Annotated in this window: 18 protein-coding genes; 8 read left to right on the forward strand and 10 right to left on the reverse strand. The window is 68.1% G+C overall.

Annotated elements, in window-relative coordinates:
* Positions 1 to 17 precede the first annotated feature (17 nt).
* On the reverse strand, positions 18 to 1,481 hold the full coding sequence (locus ACWCOV_RS13150; protein WP_449829473.1) for a ketol-acid reductoisomerase: 1,464 nt from the start codon (positions 1,479 to 1,481) through the stop codon (positions 18 to 20).
* A gap of 75 nt (positions 1,482 to 1,556) precedes the next feature.
* Between ACWCOV_RS13150 and ilvY the strand changes: the two genes are divergently transcribed.
* Entirely contained in the window at positions 1,557 to 2,378 is an 822-nt protein-coding gene (gene ilvY, locus ACWCOV_RS13155) for an HTH-type transcriptional activator IlvY (RefSeq protein ID WP_449829474.1), read from the forward strand.
* 41 nt (positions 2,379 to 2,419) lie between these two features.
* Here the strand turns inward: ilvY and ACWCOV_RS13160 are convergent, their stop codons facing one another.
* Genes ACWCOV_RS13160 through ACWCOV_RS13180 form a run of 5 tightly spaced genes read right to left on the reverse strand, consistent with a single transcriptional unit; the run spans position 2,420 to position 7,348 of the window.
* Entirely contained in the window at positions 2,420 to 3,511 is a 1,092-nt protein-coding gene (locus ACWCOV_RS13160; RefSeq protein ID WP_449829475.1) for a Gfo/Idh/MocA family protein, read from the reverse strand.
* A complete protein-coding gene (locus tag ACWCOV_RS13165) occupies positions 3,504 to 4,295 on the reverse strand; it encodes a ThuA domain-containing protein (protein ID WP_449829476.1) in 792 nt (263 codons plus the stop codon). The genes ACWCOV_RS13160 and ACWCOV_RS13165 overlap by 8 nt, the downstream gene beginning before the upstream one ends.
* 25 nt (positions 4,296 to 4,320) lie before the next feature.
* On the reverse strand, positions 4,321 to 5,136 hold the full coding sequence (locus ACWCOV_RS13170) for a carbohydrate ABC transporter permease (protein ID WP_449829477.1): 816 nt from the start codon (positions 5,134 to 5,136) through the stop codon (positions 4,321 to 4,323).
* Positions 5,137 to 5,150: 14 nt separating this feature from the next.
* Positions 5,151 to 6,110 carry a carbohydrate ABC transporter permease gene (locus ACWCOV_RS13175; protein WP_449829478.1) on the reverse strand — a complete coding sequence of 320 codons (960 nt, stop codon included), beginning with the start codon at positions 6,108 to 6,110 and terminating at the stop codon, positions 5,151 to 5,153.
* A 5-nt stretch (positions 6,111 to 6,115) separates the two neighbouring features.
* Positions 6,116 to 7,348: a sugar ABC transporter substrate-binding protein gene (locus tag ACWCOV_RS13180; RefSeq protein WP_449829479.1), complete on the reverse strand. Its 1,233-nt coding sequence runs from the start codon at positions 7,346 to 7,348 to the stop codon at positions 6,116 to 6,118.
* Between the two features lie 185 nt (positions 7,349 to 7,533).
* Between ACWCOV_RS13180 and ACWCOV_RS13185 the strand changes: the two genes are divergently transcribed.
* Positions 7,534 to 8,547 carry a LacI family DNA-binding transcriptional regulator gene (locus tag ACWCOV_RS13185; RefSeq protein WP_449829480.1) on the forward strand — a complete coding sequence of 338 codons (1,014 nt, stop codon included), beginning with the start codon at positions 7,534 to 7,536 and terminating at the stop codon, positions 8,545 to 8,547.
* Positions 8,548 to 8,744: 197 nt separating this feature from the next.
* Here the strand turns inward: ACWCOV_RS13185 and glmM are convergent, their stop codons facing one another.
* Genes glmM through rplM form a run of 3 tightly spaced genes read right to left on the reverse strand, consistent with a single transcriptional unit; the run spans position 8,745 to position 11,099 of the window.
* On the reverse strand, positions 8,745 to 10,091 hold the full coding sequence (gene glmM / locus ACWCOV_RS13190) for a phosphoglucosamine mutase (RefSeq protein WP_449829481.1): 1,347 nt from the start codon (positions 10,089 to 10,091) through the stop codon (positions 8,745 to 8,747).
* Between the two features lie 7 nt (positions 10,092 to 10,098).
* On the reverse strand, positions 10,099 to 10,620 hold the full coding sequence (gene rpsI, locus ACWCOV_RS13195) for a 30S ribosomal protein S9 (protein WP_449829482.1): 522 nt from the start codon (positions 10,618 to 10,620) through the stop codon (positions 10,099 to 10,101).
* A 35-nt stretch (positions 10,621 to 10,655) separates the two neighbouring features.
* Entirely contained in the window at positions 10,656 to 11,099 is a 444-nt protein-coding gene (rplM, locus tag ACWCOV_RS13200) for a 50S ribosomal protein L13 (RefSeq protein ID WP_360535734.1), read from the reverse strand.
* A 274-nt stretch (positions 11,100 to 11,373) separates the two neighbouring features.
* Between rplM and ACWCOV_RS13205 the strand changes: the two genes are divergently transcribed.
* A complete protein-coding gene (locus ACWCOV_RS13205) occupies positions 11,374 to 12,660 on the forward strand; it encodes a citrate synthase (protein ID WP_449829483.1) in 1,287 nt (428 codons plus the stop codon).
* Between the two features lie 313 nt (positions 12,661 to 12,973).
* The gene (locus tag ACWCOV_RS13210; RefSeq protein ID WP_449829484.1) at positions 12,974 to 13,798 is read left to right on the forward strand and encodes an SDR family NAD(P)-dependent oxidoreductase; all 825 of its coding nucleotides are present in this window, start codon (positions 12,974 to 12,976) and stop codon (positions 13,796 to 13,798) included.
* Here the strand turns inward: ACWCOV_RS13210 and ACWCOV_RS13215 are convergent.
* Entirely contained in the window at positions 13,788 to 14,357 is a 570-nt protein-coding gene (locus ACWCOV_RS13215; RefSeq protein WP_449829485.1) for a dihydrofolate reductase family protein, read from the reverse strand. The genes ACWCOV_RS13210 and ACWCOV_RS13215 overlap by 11 nt on opposite strands.
* A 414-nt stretch (positions 14,358 to 14,771) precedes the next feature.
* On the opposite strand from ACWCOV_RS13215, the gene ACWCOV_RS13220 reads away from it, so the two are divergent.
* Genes ACWCOV_RS13220 through ACWCOV_RS13235 form a run of 4 tightly spaced genes read left to right on the forward strand, consistent with a single transcriptional unit; the run spans position 14,772 to position 18,735 of the window.
* Positions 14,772 to 15,773, forward strand: coding sequence for a LacI family DNA-binding transcriptional regulator (locus tag ACWCOV_RS13220; protein ID WP_449829486.1), 1,002 nt, complete (start codon positions 14,772 to 14,774; stop codon positions 15,771 to 15,773).
* Between the two features lie 37 nt (positions 15,774 to 15,810).
* Positions 15,811 to 17,067: an ABC transporter substrate-binding protein gene (locus ACWCOV_RS13225; RefSeq protein WP_449829487.1), complete on the forward strand. Its 1,257-nt coding sequence runs from the start codon at positions 15,811 to 15,813 to the stop codon at positions 17,065 to 17,067.
* Positions 17,064 to 17,915, forward strand: coding sequence for a carbohydrate ABC transporter permease (locus ACWCOV_RS13230; protein ID WP_449829488.1), 852 nt, complete (start codon positions 17,064 to 17,066; stop codon positions 17,913 to 17,915). Before ACWCOV_RS13225 ends, ACWCOV_RS13230 begins: the two co-directional genes overlap by 4 nt.
* Positions 17,908 to 18,735, forward strand: coding sequence for a carbohydrate ABC transporter permease (locus ACWCOV_RS13235; protein WP_449829489.1), 828 nt, complete (start codon positions 17,908 to 17,910; stop codon positions 18,733 to 18,735). The genes ACWCOV_RS13230 and ACWCOV_RS13235 overlap by 8 nt, the downstream gene beginning before the upstream one ends.
* Positions 18,736 to 18,739 lie beyond the last annotated feature (4 nt).

Genomic DNA, 18,739 nt, shown 5'->3' on the forward strand with positions numbered 1-18,739 from the left:
AACTCGCCAACCCGGGGTCAGCTGACCGAGATGTCCACCGACGGGCGGAGTTTCGCGGCCTCCGCGAAGGCCGCGTGCGTGGGGTTGTCGAGGAAGCTCTCGAGCAGAGCGGCGTCGGCCGGGGACGTCAGGCCCGGGAGCGCGATCTGCTCGTAGGCGGCCTGGAAACGCGGCCCCCAGCGGCGGGTGCCGAGGCGGGCGGTGCGGGAGCAGTTGTCGACCATGTAGGCGACGTCGCGGGCGTGCATGTAGGGCAGCAGCGAGTCGACGGCCTCGATGATCGACTCGTTGACGATCTCCGACCACGGGTGGCCGCGGTCGGCGAACTCGTCGACCTGGGCGACCATGGTGGCCACGAACAGCCCGGCGGTCAGCGGGTCGATGGCGACGGTCGCCGTACCCCGCCGGGCGTGCACCTCGGCCGCGTGGGACCACATCGGGCTCGCGCCGATCCGGGTCATCGGCCGGGTGGCGAGCCGGCCCTCGGCCAGGATGACGCTGCGCAACTCGGTCCCGTCGGCGACCTCGTCGTAGATCTCGGCGACGAGCTCACGCGCCGGTCCGTAGGCCGCGGTGTAGGCCCGGTCGAACACGTCCCGGTCCGCCTCGGTCAGCGCATTCCGGACCGCGGGCAGACCGGCCTCGGAGATCGTGCGCGCGATCGGCCCGGTGATCGCCTCGGTGGACCGCTCGTACGCCGTCACCGGATCGGCTCCCTCGATCCGGAAGTGGCGGTAGAGAGCCTCGACCAGGCCGTGGACGGCGCCCAGCAGGATCGCGCGCTCGCCGACGATGTCCGACTTGTACTCGTTCTCCAGCGTGGTCAGGAAGGTGTACGGCGACCCCAGGCCGACCGACCACGCGAGCGCACGGTCCGTCGCGTGCCCGTCCGGGTCGGCGTGGACGGCGATGCTCGCGTTGATGCCGGCGCCGTTGACGGTCGCGCCCTGCTCGTAGAGCCGCCGTACCGAGTCGCCCATGCCCTTGGGGCAGACCGCGATCACCGGGTGCCCGGCGGGGAAGTCGCCGCCGGTCGCCTTCAGGTGACCGAGCAGGAAGCCGTGCGACAGGCCGATCGTGGCGCTGGGCTCCAGGACGGCGAAAATCGTCTCGTGGTGCGCGGCCAGCGCCGCGTCGGCGATCAGCAGGATCAGCAGGTCGGAGTCGGCGGCAACGGCCAGCCAGTCGCCGAGGGTGCCGTTCTCCTCGGTGAAGCCGTGCTTGCGGGCGTCGTCGGCCGACGACGAGCCCGGTCGCAGCCCGACGGACACGGTCACGTCGGTCCCTGCCAGCGAGTCGCGCAGGTTGAGCGCTTGCGCGCGGCCCTGCGGACCCCAGCCGAGGACGCCGATCCGCCGTACGCCGTGCAGCGCCTCGGGCAGCAGCGGGAACAGGTCCCGGCCGCCGCGCAGGATGGTCTCCGTTCCGCCGGGAACGGTCATGGTCTCGGTGCGAAAGACCGACGAGGTGAAGATGCTCATGCCTGTCAGTCAAGGCGGCCTGAGAGCATTGCGGCAAGCGCAACATCTGCACCGGGTCGTTGCAGGGAGTGAAAGATGGAGCACCGCGAACTCGAGCTGTTCCTGCATCTGGCGCGCACGTTGAACTACGGGCGCACCAGCCTGGAGTGTCACGTCAGCCCGGCCACGTTGACCCGGACGATCCAGCGGCTGGAGGCGCGGGCAGGTGCGCGACTGCTCGACCGCGGGCCGCGCAGCGTCGTACTGACCTCGGAAGGTCAGCGGTTCACGTCGTACGCCGAACAGGCTTTGGAGCTCTGGGACGACTACCGGGCGGGGGCCGACGAGCCGGCTGAGCTGGCCGGCGAGCTCCGCGTGTTCGCCACGGTGACGGCGTGCCAGGCGCTGCTGCCCGACCTGCTGGCGCCCTTGCGAGAAGCGCATCCGCAGATCCGGCTCGACATCCGCACCGGCGATGCGGCGGCCGCCTTGGCCCGACTCGACGAGGGCGAAGTCGACGCGGCCGTTGCGGGCATCCCGAAGCGGCTGCCGCAGACGATGGTGACGCGCACGGTCGCCGTCACGGACCTCGTCCTGGTCACCACAGATCCCACGGCGGACGGTCCCTTCGTAGTGCCCGCTCGTGGCCTCGTGCGCGAAGCCGCCTTCCGCTGGTTCCGCCGCCGAGGCATCAAGCCGGCGATCGCGGCCGAGCCGGATGGGCATGAAGCCCTGCTGGCGTTGGTGGCTTTGGGTTGTGGCACCGGAATCGTGCCCCGGCTGGTCCTGGAGTCCTCGCCTTGGGCCGACCGGCTGACCGAATTGCCCGCCGACCTCGAGCCGCTCACGATCGGCCTCTGCGCCCGCCGGGCCGACCTCCGCAAGCCGCTGATCGCGGCCCTCTGGGGATTGACCTGAAGTACGCGCGGAGAAGCCGGATCTCCTCCGCGCGTACTGCTTCAGGACTCCAGACCGACGGCCTTCAACGGATTGGGCCAGGCCTGGAGGGCGGCGAGCAACGTCGGGTCCTGGACGGTTTCCAGGGCTTCGGCGTACGCGTCGTTGATCACGTCGGCGATCTGCACCGGCGTACCCAGAGCTGCGGACCGTACGGCGGCCTCGACCATGGCGACGCTGACGACGTTGGAGTGCACCTCCGACTGCGGGACCGTCGACTCCCGGACGGCGTCGACGAACTCCGCCAGAGAGCCGGCGATCTGCTCGGGTTCATCCAGCAGAGCGGCCGGCAACGCCGCACCCGATTCCAGCTCGGCGACCGGTGGGTTGTCGCCGTCCCAGGTCGCCGTACCGCCGGCTGCGCTGGCCCGCCAGCGGCCGTTCCACGACGTCTCCAGCCCGGGGGCGCACCAGCTTCCGGTGAAGGCGAAACGGGTGCCGTCGGCGAACTTGAAGATCGCCGATGCCGCGGCGCTGCCGTCGAACCAGCTCCAGTCGGGGTTGTACGACTCGCAGTACACCGACACCGGTTCGGAGCCGATCAGCTTGCGGGACAGGTCGAACTGGTGGATCGCCATGTCGACGAGCAGCGGCTCGGCCATCCGCTCCCGGAAGCCACTGAAGTGCGGGGCCTTGAAGAACTCGCACGACAGCGAACCGATCCGGCCGAGCTCGGCGATCTGCCGGCCGAACGCGTTGCCGGCCCGGAAGTAGCGCCGGGACTGCGACACCATCAGCAGCTTGCCGCTCACCTCGGACGCGGCCACCATCCCCAGGCACTCGCGGACCGTCTCGGCCAGCGGCTTCTCGCACAGCACTGGAAGTCCACGCAGCAAGGCTTCCACGCTCACCTTGGGATGCGCGACCGGCACCGTGACGTCGATGACCGCATCCGCCGCGTCGGCCAGCTCGCCCAGCGACGCGGCCACCGGCACGTCGCCGTACCCGTGCTCGTCGGCCGCCGTCCGGGCCACCTCGACGTCGAGGTCGACCAGGCCGACGAGGTCGACATCCGGATTGTCGGCAATCGTCCGCAGCCAGGCCCGGCCCATGCCGCCGGCGCCGACCTGCAGGATTCTCAAGGGTTCAGGCATCGGCACGCTCTTGATCGGACTCGGCCTCGATCGGGCCGGTGTAGCCGTGACCGTTGAAGAAGTCCTCGGTCTCGTAGCGAAGGAGCGTCGGCACCGCCCGCTCCGGCCGGTCGCTGTTCACCCAGGCGACGCCGTTCGCGATCACCTTGCGGACGTCCTTGTGGTGGTAGACCGGGTAGTCCTGGTCGCCCGGCGAGAAGTAGAAGATCTTGCCGTGGCCGCGGCGGAACGTGCAGCCGGACCGGAACACCTCGCCACCGGAGAACGACGAGACGAAGACCAGCTCGTCCGGCACCGGGATGTCGAAGAACTCGCCGTACATCTCCTGCTGCTCGATGATGATCGGGTGCGGCACGCCCTGCGCGATCGGGTGCGTCGGGTTCACCGTCCAGACCAGCTCGCGGTCCCGCTCGCTGCGCCAGCGCAGCGTGCACGACGTCCCCATCAGCTTGCCGAAGATCTTCGACCAGTGGCCGGAGTGCAGCACGACCAGGCCCATACCCGACAGCACGTGCTGGTAGACACGCTCGACCACGGCGTCGTCGACCTCGCCGTGCGCCGCGTGCCCCCACCACACCAGTACGTCGGTCCGCGCCAGCACCTCCTCGGTCAGGCCGTGCTCGGGCTCGTCGAGCGTCGTCGTGCTGACCGACACCTCGGCGCCGAGGTTGTCGCTGATCCCGGCGGCGATGGTCGAGTGCATGCCGTCGGGGTAGATCTCGGCGACGTGCGGCTCGACCTGCTCGTGCCGGTTCTCGCCCCAGACGAGTACGCGAATCGTCATAGTCACAATCCTTGAAAGAGTTGGGTTATTTGACGGCCCCGCCGATGGCGCCGGCGGCGATGTACTTCTGCGCGGCGACCAGCAGCACGATGGCCGGGATCGCCGAGAGGACCGCGGTCGCCATCACCGCGTTCCAGTTCTGCACCTGGGTGCCGAGGTACTGGTAGATCCCGAGCGTCACCGGCCGGACGCCGCCCTTGGTGGTCAGCGTGAGCGCGAACAGGAAGTCGCTCCAGGAGAAGAGGAAACTGAACAGTCCCGCGGTGATGAGGGAGTTCTTGCTGATCGGCAGCACGATCGAGACGAACGCCCGGAACAGCCCGGCGCCGTCCACGCGCGCGGCCTCCACCAGCGACGGCGGCAGCGAGAGCATGAACGAGCGCAGGATCAGGATCGCGAACGGGACACCGCTGCTGAGGTTGGCCACGATCAGGCCCGGGATCGAGTTCAGCAGCCCGAGCCGCTCGTACGCCGTGTAGAGCGCGTTGGCGATCACGATGCCCGGAATCATCTGCGAGATCAGGATCGCCAGCAGCCCGATCGACACCCAGCGGGACCGGAACTGCGAGAGCGCATAGGCGCACGGGGTGGCGATGGCCAGGCTGAGCACCACGGTGCCGGCCGCGATGATCAGGCTGGTGACCAGGTTGCCGCCCTGCTCGCTGAGCGCCCGCCGGTAGCCGGCGAACGTCGGGTCGAGCGGCAGGAAGCCGGCCGTCAGGGTGTTGCCGGACGGTTGCAACGACGCGTTCACCATCCAGTAGACGGGGAACAGCATCATGCCCAGGATCAGTACGCCGATCACGGTGTAGACCCCGCGACGCACAGTCGAGTCGGTCATCGTCGTACCCCTTCCTACTCGTCGACCGCGCGCCGGGTGCTGCGCAGGTAGAAGATCGCGAACAGGAACGAGATCGCGATCAGGATGTTGCTGAGCGCCGCGCCCTCGCCGAACTTGAAGTCGATGAACGACCGCTCGTACGACTGGGTCGCCAGCGTCTGGGTGGCGTTGGCCGGACCGCCGCCGGTCAGGCCGAGGATGATGTCCAGCACCTTGATCGTGTAGACCACGCCGAGCATCAGCACCACACTCGCGACGGCCCGCAGGTTCGGCCAGGTGATGTACCAGAACGCGCGCCAGCCGGTGGCGCCGTCCAGCTGGCCGGCCTCGTACAGCTCGTCCGGTATCTCGGCCAGACCGGAGTACAGCAGCGTCACGTTGAACGGGATGCCGATCCAGATGTTCACCCCGATCACCGCGATCAGCGCGACCGACGGCGAGTTCAGCCACGGCACCGGATCGTTGATGATGCCGAGCCCGGTCAGCGTGCGGTTGAGGATGCCGCTGTCCTGCTCGAGGATGGACCGCCAGGTCGCGCTGGACACGATCAGCGGCAGCAGCCACGGCAGCAGGAGCAGCGACCGCAGTACGCCGCTGAGCGGGAACTTCCGGTGGAAGAACAGGGCCAGCGCGAGCCCGATGACGAACTGGAAGCTGATCGAGCCGATGGTGAACAGCGCCGTGTTCACCATCGCCTGCGAGAACAACTGGTCCGTCACCACCGCGGTGTAGTTCTTCAGCCCGACCCAGGGCGCCTCGCCGGTGAAGAACGTCCGCAGGCCGTAGTCCTGCAGGCTCATCATCAGGTTCTTGACCACCGGGTACCCGAACAGGGCAACCATCGCCAGCGCGGCCGGCAGCACGAACAGAACCTTGGCCAGGTCCTCACCCCGGTGGCGCCGGCCACGGGACCTGCGAGCAGGCTCCGGGCCGGACGCCGCGGCGTCATTGCGGGTCAACGTCGCATGGGCCATTGCGATCAGCCGCCGGAGGCCTGCTTGAAGGCGTCCTGGGCCGAAGCCTTACCGGTCAGCGCGAGAGCGATCGCCTGGTAGATCACCTTGGCGGCCTCCGGCCACTTCTCGCCCAGCTTGCCGGTCCGAGAGCGAGCGGTCTTGACCTGCTCGGTGAACGCCTTCATCGACGGCACTTCCTTGACGTACTGGTCGAGCAGCGCGGTCCGGGTCGGCACCGTGAACCGGGCCTTCGCCCAGGCCAGCTCGTTCTCGTCCGAGTTCAGGCACTTCACGAAGTCGGCGGCCTTCTGCTGCTTGGCCTGGTCCTTGTTCAGCGGCACCGTCCAGGCCTCACCACCGAGCGGCGCGACCGGCGTCTGGTCCGGCTTGTTCAGCGGGAACGTGACCACGTCCCACTTGATGTTCGGGACCTTCTCCAGCGCCGGGATCTGCCACGGGCCGTTCACCATCATCGCGGCCTTGCCGGCCGCGAACTGGTCCTTCGCGTCGCCCTGGGTCCAGTTGATGACGCTCTTCGACGCCGACCCCGACTGCACCAGGTCGACCCACAGCTGCAGCGCCTCGGCCACCTGCGGGCTGGTCAGGTCGGTCTCGTCACCACCGTTGGTCCACATCGCCGGCAGGAACTGCCAGGAGCCTTCGTACGTCGCGTTGGCGTTGAAGGCGATGCCGTACCGGCCGGGCTTGGTCAGCTTCTTGGCCGCGACCTTCAGCTCGTCCCAGGTCTTCGGCGGCTGGATGCCGGCCTCCTGCAGCATCTGCGTGTTGTAGAACAGCGCGATCGTGTTCGTCACCGGCGCCAGTCCGTAGAGCTTGCCGTCGTACGACGTCGCGTCGACCATGCCCTGGATGACGCCGTCCGCGTTCAGACCCATGTCGTTCAAGGGCGCCAGCGCACCGGTCGCGGCGATCTGCTGCACGTCCGGGTTGTCCAGCATCAGGACGTCCGGCAGCGTCTTCGACGAAGCCTGCTGCAGCACCTTCTGGATCAAGGTGTCACCAGGCACCGTCTCCCGCTGGATGGTGATGCCGAGCTGGCTCGCGCACGAGTCGAGGCCCTTCTGGACCAGCGACTTGTCCGGGTCGTTGTTGTAGTAGTCCAGAATCGTGAGGCTCTTGACGGTGTCGCCGGACGAGGCCGAGGACGAGTCGCCGCCGTTGTCACCACAGGCTGCCAGCACGAGCGACAGGGCCGTCGCACCCGCCAGCGCAGCGGTGATCCGCTGACTGATCATGACTTGCGCTCCTTCGGAGGGGATGGTCGGAGGCTGTTCGGGTGCGCTGATCAAAACGCTTAACCGCTGGCCGCCGAGATGGGCCGTTCACTTGTGGGTTGGTCGGTAAACCGCTTAACTGAGGTGTCCAAGGACTATGTTCCTTGGGTCACACCGGTGTCAATACCTCAGAGGGGGCCGAATCGATGGTGACCATGAAGGACGTCGCCCAGCGCGCCGGTGTGTCGATCGCGACCGTCTCGTTCCTGCTGAACGACACCAAGCCGGTGACGGCGGCCACCCGGGAGCGGATCGAGAAGGCGATGGCCGACCTCGGCTACCGCCGCAACGTGGTGGCCCGCGCCCTGGCCAGCCGGCGGACGCACATCATCGCGATGGCGTACCCGGCGCTGGACCACAAGTTCGGCTTCTCGGCCGCGGAGTTCTTCACCAGCGCCGCCGACGCCGCTCGCAATCAGGACTACCACCTGGTCCTCTGGCCGGTCGGCAACGACGGCACCGAGCTGACCGAACTGCTCGGCCAGGGTCTGGTCGACGGTGTCGTGCTGATGGAGGTCCAGCTGGACGATCCCCGCGTCACGATCCTGCAGGAGGCGGGTACGCCGTTCGCCTTGATCGGGCGGACGAGCACCCTCGAAGGGCTGTCCCACGTCGACATCGACTTCGACCGGACCGTCGAGGACGCGGTCGAGTACCTCTACGGCCTCGGGCACCGCCGGCTGACGCTGATCTCGGGCAACCTCAACGACCCGCTGTTCAGCACCTACGGCCCCTACGTCCGGTCCGAAGCCGCCTATCGCCGGGTCGCCGCGGAGTACGGCCTGGAGACCGTCGTACTGGAGAGCTCCGGCTCCACCATGGCCGGCCAGGAGGCGATGGCCCGCGTCGTGCGCGACCATCCCGACACGACCGCCGTCCTGATCGTCAACGAGTTCGCCGCTCTCGGCGCCGTCGCCGGCCTGCACCGGCTCGGCCGCCGGGTCCCCGAGGACATCTCGGTGCTGCCGTTGCTGATGGCCCCGGAGATGGCCGCCCTCACCAACCCCGAGCTCACCATCATGCGTACCCCCGGCCCCGAGCTCGGCCACCTCGGCACCGAAGCCCTCATCCGCCAACTGGAGGGCGCCGACCCCCTGCCACCCCAACTGGTCCCGGCCAAACTCCACCCAGGCGCCACCACTGCCCCACCTCGCAGTTGAGTCGTGCATCGGCCGGGCGGCCCATGGTGTGATCGCCCTTGGCTGGAAGGCAGCCCGCGCAGGACGTGACCCTTCCCGATGACGACCGGCATCAGGCTGCCGGCCGCTGCTTGAGGGCCGGCTCCAGCTCGTCGGAAGGCTCTGGAAATGCAAGTACGCCGGGACAGTGCGTCCCGGCGTACTTGCGGTTGGAGCTTTCAGAGCTTCAGTGAAGAGGCGACCACTTCGGCCAGCGAGTGGGCGATCTCGTGGGCGGTGTCGGACGACTCCGCCTCGACCATCACCCGGACCAAGGGCTCCGTGCCCGACGGGCGGAGGAGGACTCGGCCGGAGTCACCCAGGCGCTTGGTGGCCTCGGCCACCGCGGCCTGGACCGCCGGGTCGGTGCCGGCGCGGGACTTGTCGACGTCCTTGACGTTGACCAGCACCTGCGGGAGCCGGGTCATCGCGCCGGCCAGGTCGCTCAGCGTCTTGCCGGTCTGGGCGACCCTGGCGAGCAGCATGACCGCGGTCAGCGTGCCGTCGCCGGTGGTGGCGTGGTCGGACAGGATCACGTGCCCGGACTGCTCACCGCCGAGCTTGTGCCCGCCGGCCTTCATTGCCTCCAGCACGTACCGGTCGCCGACCTTGGTCTGCTCGACCGCGATCCGCTCCCGGACCATCGCCTGCACGAAGCCGAGGTTGCTCATCACGGTCGCGACCACGGTGTCGTTGGACAGCCGGCCGCTGTCGCGCATCGCCAGCGCCAGGATGGCGAGGATCTGGTCGCCGTCCACGAGCTCGCCGTTCGCGTCGACGGCCAGGCAGCGGTCCGCGTCACCGTCCAGGGCGATGCCGAGGTCGGCGCGGTGGCCGAGCACCTCGCGCTGCAGTCCCTCCAGGTGGGTGGAACCGCAGTCCAGGTTGATGTTCAGTCCGTCAGGCGCGGCGGCGTACGTGATCACCTCGGCGCCGAGCCGGCGCAGGGCCTCCGGCGCGGTCTGCGAGGCGGCGCCGTTGGCGCAGTCGATCACGACCTTGAGGCCGTCGAACCGGTTCGGGGCCGAGCGGACCAGGTGCGAGACGTACGTCTCGAAACCCTGCCCGTCGTCGGTGACGCGGCCGACGTCCGAACCGGTCGGGCGCTGCCACTCCTCGCCCATCCGGGCCTCGATCGCGTCCTCGATCGCGTCGTCCAGCTTGATCCCGCCGCGGGCCAGGAACTTGATGCCGTTGTCCGGCATCGGGTTGTGGCTGGCGGACAGCATCACGCCGAGGTCGGCGCCGGTCGAGCCGGTCAGGTACGCCACGGCCGGCGTCGGCAGCACGCCGAGCCGGACCACGTCGACGCCGGCGCTGGCCAGTCCGGCCACCACGGCGGCTTCCAGGAACTCACCACTGGCCCGTGGATCCCGCCCCACAACGGCGCGCGGCCGGTGCCCTTCGAAGGCACCGGCCTCGCCGAGTACGTGAGCTGCCGCGACCGAGAGGTCGAGCGCCAGCTCCGCGGTCAGGTCCACGTTCGCCAGGCCACGGACTCCGTCCGTGCCGAACAAACGACCCATCAGATGATCAGCGCTTGCTGTACTGCGGCGCCTTGCGGGCCTTCTTGAGACCAGCCTTCTTCCGCTCCTTGATCCGCGCGTCGCGGGTGAGCAGACCGGCCTTCTTCAGACCGGGGCGGTTCGCCTCCTGGTCGGCCTCGTTCAGGCACCGGGCCACACCCAGCTGCAGCGCACCGGCCTGGCCGGTGATGCCGCCGCCGTTGATCCGGGCGATCACGTCGTACGAGCCCTCCAGGCCCGCGACGACGAACGGCTCGTTCACGTGCTGCTGGTGCACCTTGTTCGGGAAGTACACGTCGAGCGGCTTGCCGTTGATCTTCCAGTTGCCGCTGCCCGGCACGATCCGCACGCGGGCGACAGCCTCCTTGCGGCGGCCGGTGGCGCCGGCCGGGTTGATCACCGCGACCCGACCCGTCTCGGCGCGCTGCTCCGGAGTCGGGTTCGTCTCGGAGGTGTAGGCGACCGGGCCCTCGCTGTCGATGGGGACCTCGGGGTCGAACTCTTCGGTCTCGGTGGTGATGTCGCTCACGCTGAAAATCCTCGTTTACCTGGCTCGTCGATCGCTTACTGGGCGATCTGGGTGATCTCGAACGGCTTCGGCTGCTGGGCAGAGTGCGGGTGCTCCGGACCGGCGTACACCTTCAGCTTGGTGAGCAGCTTCCGGCTCAGGCGGTTCTTCGGCAGCATGCCCCAGACAGCCTTCTCGACGGCCTTGCGAGGGTCCTTGTCGAGGATCTCGCCGATCGGCGTGGCCGTCAGACCACCCGGGTGACCCGAGTGGCGGTAGGCCAGCTTGTCCGTCCGCTTGGTGCCGGACAGGGCGACCTTGGAGGCGTTGACGACGACGACGAAGTCGCCGCCGTCCACGTGCGGCGCGAACGTCGGCTTGTGCTTGCCGCGCAGCAGGGTGGCGATCTGGACGGCGAGCCGACCGAGCGTGACGTCGGTGGCGTCGATCACGTGCCACTCGCGGGTGACGTCAGCAGGCTTCGGGCTGTACGTGCGCACGGTCGTTGACCTTCGTTTCTCAGAGGTTGACAAAACTGGTACGTCGGCGAGCGGTCCGCCGACGGGCTGGGACCTGGAACGCACAACAGCAGCCCAGAATACCGGCGCTGTCGGCTCCGGGTCAAAGCGAGCGCAAGCCGACCGGGGACCCCGGCTTGGAAGGAATCCCCGACCGCACTAGTTTAGCGGTGAAGATTGCAGTCCGACCCGCGTCCCGCCGGAAGACTTACCCTCACTCATCCAGGCGATGACGCCAGCTTCCGAAGAGGGCATTGTGACCGAACAGTCGCTCACCGTCCGGGACAACCGGACCGGCAAGGACTTCGACCTTGCCATCACCGATGGCACCATCCGTGCCGCGGATCTCAAGCAGATCAGCGCAACCGACGGCGACGGGGGCCTGGCCACCTACGACCCCGGCTTCGTCAACACCGCCTCCTGCCGCTCCTCCGTCACCTTCATCGACGGCGACAAGGGCATCCTGGAGTACCGCGGCTACCCGATCGAGCAGCTCGCCGAGCAGTCGAACTACCTCGAGGTGGCCTACCTCCTGGTGAACGGCAAGCTGCCGAACAAGGCGGAGTACGAGGCCTGGGCGCACGACGTGACGTATCACACGTTCGTCCACGAGAACCTGAAGACCTTCATGCAGGGCTTCCGGTACGACGCCCACCCGATGGGCATGCTGCTGGCCTCGGTCGGCGCGCTGTCCACCTTCTACCCCGAGTCGCGCAACATCTTCGACGAGGAGTCCCGGGCGCTGCAGATCCGGCGGCTGATCGCGAAGATGCCGACGCTCGGCGCGTTCGCCTTCCGGCACGCCCAGGGCAAGCCGTACGTGTACCCGGACAACGAGCTCAGCTACACGGCGAACTTCCTGTCGATGCTGTTCAAGATGAGCGAGCCCAAGTACGCCGCCGACGACCGGCTGGTGCGGGCGCTGGAGATCCTGTTCATCCTGCACGCCGACCACGAGCAGAACGCCTCCACCAACGCGGTCCGGGCGATCGGCTCCACCCAGGTCGACCCGTACACCGCCGTTGCCGGCGGCATCGGCGCGCTCTACGGCCCGCTGCACGGCGGCGCCAACGAGGCGGTGCTGAAGATGCTGCGCCGGATCGGCTCGAACGAGAACGTCCCGTCGTTCATCGAGGGTGTGAAGAACGGCGAAGAGCGGCTGATGGGCTTCGGCCACCGGGTCTACAAGAACTACGACCCGCGGGCCAAGATCATCAAGAAGGCCGCCGACGACGTCTTCGAGGTGACCGGGATCAACCCGCTGCTGAAGATCGCCGTCGAGCTGGAGAAGATCGCGCTGGAGGACGAGTACTTCGTCTCCCGCAAGCTCTACCCGAACGTCGACTTCTACTCCGGCCTGATCTACGAGGCCCTGCAGTTCCCGCCGGAGATGTTCACCGTCCTGTTCGCCATCCCCCGCACCTCGGGCTGGCTGGCCCAGTGGCTGGAGATGCTGAACGACGGCGACCAGAAGATCGCCCGCCCCAAGCAGATCTACACCGGCGAACGCGGCACCCAGTACGTCCCCATGGGCGACCGCTGACCCACCGCTCGAACGGCCCCTCCACCCGGAGGGGCCGTTTTGTGTTTGAGGGACACCACCTCCGGCGGCGCCAGTCCTTCCGGAAGCCTCCGGCGGCGCGCCCACCGCGCATGCGCCGGCTCGTCCGCATCCCAGTCGTCGCCTACAACGGGCGCGGATATCCCTTCGCGTTGTGCCTTCTCCCCTCGCACACCAGAGGAGAAGGCACAACAGCACCGGATATCCCCCCGCGCGCCTTCGAGCGGAAACCGATGCGGGCTCCCTGTCAAGCCAGGGGGCGGCGTTAACTCCTGGGGTCGGTTAGCTTCGGTGGATGGGGACGTTGGAGGGGAAAGTTGCGCTGGTTACCGGGGCTAGTCGGGGTGTGGGGAAGGGGATCGCGCTCGGGCTTGGCGAGCAGGGTGCGACGGTCTATGTGACTGGGCGGACTGAGGTCGGCCAGGCGGCGGGGACCGGGTTGAGCGGCAACCTTCGGGAGACCGCGGCGGAAGTGACCGCGTTGGGTGGGCGCGGGGTGGCGATCGTTTGCGACCATCGCGACGACGAGCAGACGAGGCGGGCCGTCGCGCAGGTGGTGGCGGAGGCCGGGCGCCTCGACGTACTGGTGAACAACGTCTGGGGCGGCTACGAGTACTTCTGGGACGGCACGGAGTTCTGGCTCGAGTCCGGCTTCTGGACCGCGCCGGTCGAGCGCTGGGACGCGATGTTCCAGGTCGGCGTACGCGCCCATTACGTCACCACCGTGGCCGCCGTACCAACCATGGTCGCCCAGCGCTCAGGCCTGATCGTCAACGTCTCGTCCGACGCCGCCGAGAAGACCGACGCCGGCGTCGCGTACGGCGCCGCCAAGGCCGCGACCGACCACATGATCGCCTGCATGGCCCACGACCTGACCGACCATGGCGTGACGGCGGTGTCCCTCCACCCAGGCCTGGTGCGCACCGAGTCGGTCCTCCGAGCCGCCGAACACTTCGACCTGTCCGACTCGGAGTCGCCACAATTCGTCGGCCGCGCCGTAGCCGCCCTGGCCACCGACCCCGACGTGATCCGCCTGACCGGCCAGGTAGTCCGGCCAGCCGAGCTCGCCCGGCACTACAACTTCACCGACCCCGACGACCGCCCCCCACCTACTTCTTGATCTCGTAACGCAGGAGTACGACGTCGTTGTCGAACGCGGTGGCCTCGACCACCTTCAGGTTCTGCCGATCCTCGAAAACGCGCGTCCCCTTGCCACGTGTCGCCGGGCAGACCAGCATCCGGACTTCGTCGACCAGGCCGGCGTCCAGCAGGGAGCGCATGAGTTTCAAGCTCCCCCACAACCAGATGTCCTTGCCGCTCTGCTCCTTGAGCTCCCGGACGGTGGCGGCCGGGTCACGCGTCACGGTCGCGGCCGGAAAGTCGCCCCACGGCGCGTCCTCCAGTGTCGACGAGGCGACGAACTTGGTGAGGTTGTTGAGCTTCCTGCCGTACTCACCCTGGTCGTCGGCGTACGGCCAGTAGCCCTTGGACTGGTTGTACGTGTTGGCGCCGAGAATCATCGTGTCGACCGAGTCGATGAAGCCCATCATGCTGTTCTTGAAGGGATCGTCGGTGACCTCGTCGTCAAACGGCTCCCCCGACACAAAGCTGAGGCCCCCGTCCTCCTCCGCAGCGACGTTGTCGACGGTAACCCACTGCTGAACTATGAGTTTGCGCATGGCTGTCCTCCCAGGACGTACGACGAAGCGGCAACGCTGCCGCATTTACCCGAGAGACGAAGCCACCCCAAGACTCTCGACATCCGCCCGCGATCACAGTGGGCACGTCACCCCTGACCGGCCCACCGGCGCCGGGGCGGACCTGTTGGTCGGCCTCCAAAGCCCACCCGGGTGAGCCCGTCGGCCACGACCCGCCAGGACATCCCGCTGTCCACATCCGCCAGTGCACACATCGCCCGTCCGCCGGTCACAGGAGAGCGGATCACCAGTTGGCGGCGCCGCCGGAGGCGGCCGGAAGAACTGTCGCCGGCCGGAGGCGGTGTCATTTGGGGCGGTGTCCGGTTGGTTAATGTCTATAGAATTAACCAACTTAGGGGTATTGACCCTCTCTCTGGTCAGGTTAATGCTTTCACCATGGGTAGGGAAGAGCGGACGACGCTTCGGGATGTGGCGGAGGCTGCTGGGGTTTCGGTGGCTACCTGTTCGTATGTGTTGAGCGGGCGCGCGGACCGGACCACGCCGTTGCCGGAGGCGACTCGGACGCGGGTCGAGGAGGCGGCTCGGCGGCTGGGGTACAAGGGGAACACCGCGGCTCGGAGTCTCCGGCGGCAGCGGTCGGAGTTGATCGCGCTGGTGTACGCGCCGCCGGTCGGGCCGTGGCTGGATCGGTTGACGTTGCAGTGCGAGGACATCGCGGCCGCGCATGGCTACTCCGTCATCGGCGTCCCGGTACGGCGTCTGGACCGCGCGGCCCAGTCCCTCAGAGTCATCACCCGCGGGCACATCGACGGCGCGATCTTCACCCCAGGTCTGAGCGACGACCTGGACCTCACCGCGGCCCGCCGCTCCACTCGCGCGCTGATGGCGTTCAGCGACAACCTCCGGATGCCCGGGGTCGACGTCATCCGCAACAACGTCCGCAAGGCGCTGGCCGAAGCCACCACCTACCTCCTCGACGCCGGGCGGGAGCGCATCGCCTTCCTCTCCCACACCGGCGCACAGGACGACCGCTACCTCGGGTACGTCGACGCCCTGCACGCCCATGGCCTCGAGGTCGACCCGGCACTGGTCCGGGTCGGCGCGGCGTCCCGGGAGGACGCGGTGCTGGTGGTCCGCGAGCTGCTCGACTCACCGAAGCCGCCGGACGCCATCGTCTCCGAGTCCGACCGTGGTGGGTTCGCCGCCTTGCAGGCCGCCGTGGACCGCGGCGTGAAGGTGCCGGACGACCTGGCCGTGATCGGGACCGGCAACACCCGCGAGGCGACGTACTCGCTGCCGCCGCTGACCAGTGTCGGCATGTACCAGCTCGACTTCACCGAGATGGTCGAGGCGCTGTTCGCACGCATCGACGATCCCACTCTGCCCGCCCGGGAGCTCTCCATGCCCTGGGTCCTGAACCACCGCGAATCCGCGTAAGCAACCCCGCCGTACCAGCACCTTCGAAAGGTTCGTCATGCCCTCAATCGACCGCCGCTCGTTCCTCCAGCTCGGGCTCGGCGCCACCGTCCTCGGCGCGGTGGGCACGGCCTGCGCGCCGGCCACGCCGGGGGCGAAGACGCAGGACGCCCGGACGTTCACCATCTACTGGAACGCCGGGCACGGCTACCAGGCCTACAAGGAGGTGATCGACCAGTTCGGCAAGGACCACGACCTGCAGATGAACTGGCAGAAGTTCCAGTGGCCGGACCTGACCACCAAGCTGACCGCCGACTTCCGGTCCGGGAACGTGCCGGACCTGGTCGAAGAGGTGTCCGCCGGGACCGGGACGCAGTACGGGCTGGCCGGCAACGTGCTGGCGCTGGACGAGTTCGCCAAGGCGGACCAGGCGTTCGGCTTCCCCGGCGACTTCATCGACCAGGCCGTCGTCGCCCGGCAGTACGAAGGCAAGACGTACTCGATCCCGCTGCACCTGACCGCCAACGGCCTGGTTTTCTACAACAAGGCGATGGTCGACAAGGCGCCGACGACGTGGGACGAGTTCCTCGAGATCGCCAGGTCCACGACCAAGGACAAGCTCAGCGGTACGGCGCTCAATGCCGACGCCAGCTACGCGGGTCCGTTCTACAGCCAGCAGAAGGTGGACTTCAGCCAGGTCGCCGGCAAGCAGTTCATGATGCCCGCCGATGGCGCCCGGACCGCGCTGCAGTTCATGCAGGACCTGATCTACACCCACAAGGTCTCCCCCGCACCGGTGGCGACGACGGACTACTCCGGTCCGCAGAAGCTGTTCTCCGCGAAGCGGGCCGCGATGTTCGTGTCCGGGCCGTGGGACATCGGCCCGATCCGGCAGGGCAGCCCGGACATCGACCTCGGCCTCGCCGTACCGCTGACCGGCGCGGTCCAGGCCTCGTCGATGGCCGGCGCCGGCCTGATGATCCCGACCAAGGCGCGGGACCCGAAGCTGTCGTGGGAGCTGCTGACCAAGCTGACCGCGGTGAAGACCGAGCTGGCCGCCACCAAGGAGTCCGGCATGTCGATGCCGCGCAAGAGCTGGGCCGCCGACCCGGCCGTCGCCGCGGACCCGAACCTGGCGACGATCGCCAAGGCGCTCGCGGTGGTGGCGAAGCAGGACGTCCAGCTCTCCGCCAGTGGGAAGGCCGCGCAGATCACCGAGCTGTGGAAGAAGGCCTACCAGCAGATGATCATCCAGCACGCTCCGGTCGAGCAGACGCTGGCCGAGTTCCGCAAGCAGGCCGGGGCCGCCCTGTGACCCGTCGGCGGCAGGCGGCGACCGCATGGCTGTTCCTGACTCCGGCGGTGCTGTTCTTCACCCTGCTGTTCTTCCTCCCGATCGGCAACCAGTTGCTGACCGGCCTGTACGACGCCGACGGGGTGACGTTCGTCGGCCTGGGCAACTTCAGCCGGGCGCTGAGCGACCCCGAGGTGGTGCACTCGTTCCTGATCACCTTGCTGTACGCCGCAGGCACTCTGATCGTCGGTACGGCGGTGGGCCTCGGACTGGCCGTGATCCTCAACCAGGCGCTGCCGGGCCGCACGCTGTTCCGCTCGGTGCTCCTGATCCCGTACCTGACGTCCGTGTCGATCGTCGGCCTGCTGTGGCGCAACATCCTCGATCCGCAGGTCGGGATCCTCAACCGGCTGCTCGAGTCCGTCGGTCTGCCCGGGCAGACCTGGCTGAGCACCCACCCGCTGGCGACGATCGTCGGCATCACGGTCTGGTCCGGTGCGGGGTACACGATGGTGCTGTTCCTGGCCGGCCTGCAAGGGATCCCAGGTCTGTACTACGAGGCCGCGCGGATCGACGGGGCCGGGCCGTGGCGCCGGTTCTTCGCGATCACGCTGCCGCTGCTCGCGCCGACAACGTTATTTGTTTCGATCATCGGATTGATCAGTACGTTGCAGCAGTTTGCTCTGCCGTACATAGTCACCGGCGGCGGCCCCGGCAACGCGACCTCGCTCTACGCCCACCGGCTGTTCATCGTCGCGTTCAACGACAACGACTTCGGCTACGCGTCGGCGCTGTCCGTCCTGCTGCTGCTCGTCGTCCTCGTGCTGTCGCTGCTGCAGTTGCGGATCGGGGACCGGACCCATGCGTGAACGACTCTTCCCCGGCGACCGGGTGGCGGCGTACGCCGTACTGGTCGCGCTCGGCCTGGTCACCGTGCTGCCGCTGCTCTACATGATCGTGCTGGCGTTGCAGAGTGACGCCGAGGTGCAGTCCGGTGATCCGGTGCTGTGGCCGGCCGACCTGCAGTGGCAGAACTTCACCCGGTTGTTCGAGGCCGCGCCGTTCGGGCGGTTCTTCGTGAACAGCTTCGTGATGGCCGGGGCGATCACGGTCGCGCACCTGGTCTTCGACCCGCTGGTCGGGTACGTGTTCGCGAAGATGGACTTCCCGGGCAAGCGGATCGCGTTCGTCGCGGTGCTGTCCACGCTGATGGTGCCGTTCTTCGTCCGGATGCTGCCGATCTACGCGATCTTCGCGAACCTCGGCTGGATCGACAGTTACCAGGGCCTGATCGTGCCGTTCCTGATGGATGCCTACGGCATCTTCTTGATGCGGCAGTTCATCCGGCCGCTGCCGGACGAACTGATCGAGGCGGCCCGGGTGGACGGCGCCGGCGAGTTCCGGATCTACCTGCGGGTGATCCTGCCGCAGTGCAAGCCCGCGCTGGCGGTGCTCGGCCTGTTCACCTTCGTGTTCCAGTGGAACGAGTTCCTCTGGCCGTTGATCGCCACCAGCCGGACCGAGATGCGCACGCTGCCGATCGGGCTGACACTGTTCAACCAGGAGTACTTCACCCAGTGGAACCTGACCGCGGCCGGCGCCCTGCTGCTGTTCGTCCCGACCGCGGTGTTCTTCGTGATCACCCAGAAATTCCTGGTCGAGGGCATCACGCTCTCCGGCCTCAAGTGAGGAC

It is taken from the genome of Kribbella sp. NPDC002412 (assembly GCF_053592935.1).

What these genes read in the sequence shown, in the direction of transcription:
- ACWCOV_RS13150 (WP_449829473.1), bottom strand. Translation starts at nt 1,481, where the DNA reads ATGAGCATCTTCACCTCGTCGGTCTTTCGCACCGAGACCATGACCGTT.
- ilvY (WP_449829474.1), top strand. Translation starts at nt 1,557, where the DNA reads ATGGAGCACCGCGAACTCGAGCTGTTCCTGCATCTGGCGCGCACGTTG.
- ACWCOV_RS13160 (WP_449829475.1), bottom strand. Translation starts at nt 3,511, where the DNA reads ATGCCTGAACCCTTGAGAATCCTGCAGGTCGGCGCCGGCGGCATGGGC.
- ACWCOV_RS13165 (WP_449829476.1), bottom strand. Translation starts at nt 4,295, where the DNA reads ATGACGATTCGCGTACTCGTCTGGGGCGAGAACCGGCACGAGCAGGTC.
- ACWCOV_RS13170 (WP_449829477.1), bottom strand. Translation starts at nt 5,136, where the DNA reads ATGACCGACTCGACTGTGCGTCGCGGGGTCTACACCGTGATCGGCGTA.
- ACWCOV_RS13175 (WP_449829478.1), bottom strand. Translation starts at nt 6,110, where the DNA reads ATGGCCCATGCGACGTTGACCCGCAATGACGCCGCGGCGTCCGGCCCG.
- ACWCOV_RS13180 (WP_449829479.1), bottom strand. Translation starts at nt 7,348, where the DNA reads ATGATCAGTCAGCGGATCACCGCTGCGCTGGCGGGTGCGACGGCCCTG.
- ACWCOV_RS13185 (WP_449829480.1), top strand. Translation starts at nt 7,534, where the DNA reads ATGGTGACCATGAAGGACGTCGCCCAGCGCGCCGGTGTGTCGATCGCG.
- glmM (WP_449829481.1), bottom strand. Translation starts at nt 10,091, where the DNA reads ATGGGTCGTTTGTTCGGCACGGACGGAGTCCGTGGCCTGGCGAACGTG.
- ACWCOV_RS13210 (WP_449829484.1), top strand. Translation starts at nt 12,974, where the DNA reads ATGGGGACGTTGGAGGGGAAAGTTGCGCTGGTTACCGGGGCTAGTCGG.
- ACWCOV_RS13215 (WP_449829485.1), bottom strand. Translation starts at nt 14,357, where the DNA reads ATGCGCAAACTCATAGTTCAGCAGTGGGTTACCGTCGACAACGTCGCT.
- ACWCOV_RS13220 (WP_449829486.1), top strand. Translation starts at nt 14,772, where the DNA reads ATGGGTAGGGAAGAGCGGACGACGCTTCGGGATGTGGCGGAGGCTGCT.
- ACWCOV_RS13225 (WP_449829487.1), top strand. Translation starts at nt 15,811, where the DNA reads ATGCCCTCAATCGACCGCCGCTCGTTCCTCCAGCTCGGGCTCGGCGCC.
- ACWCOV_RS13235 (WP_449829489.1), top strand. Translation starts at nt 17,908, where the DNA reads ATGCGTGAACGACTCTTCCCCGGCGACCGGGTGGCGGCGTACGCCGTA.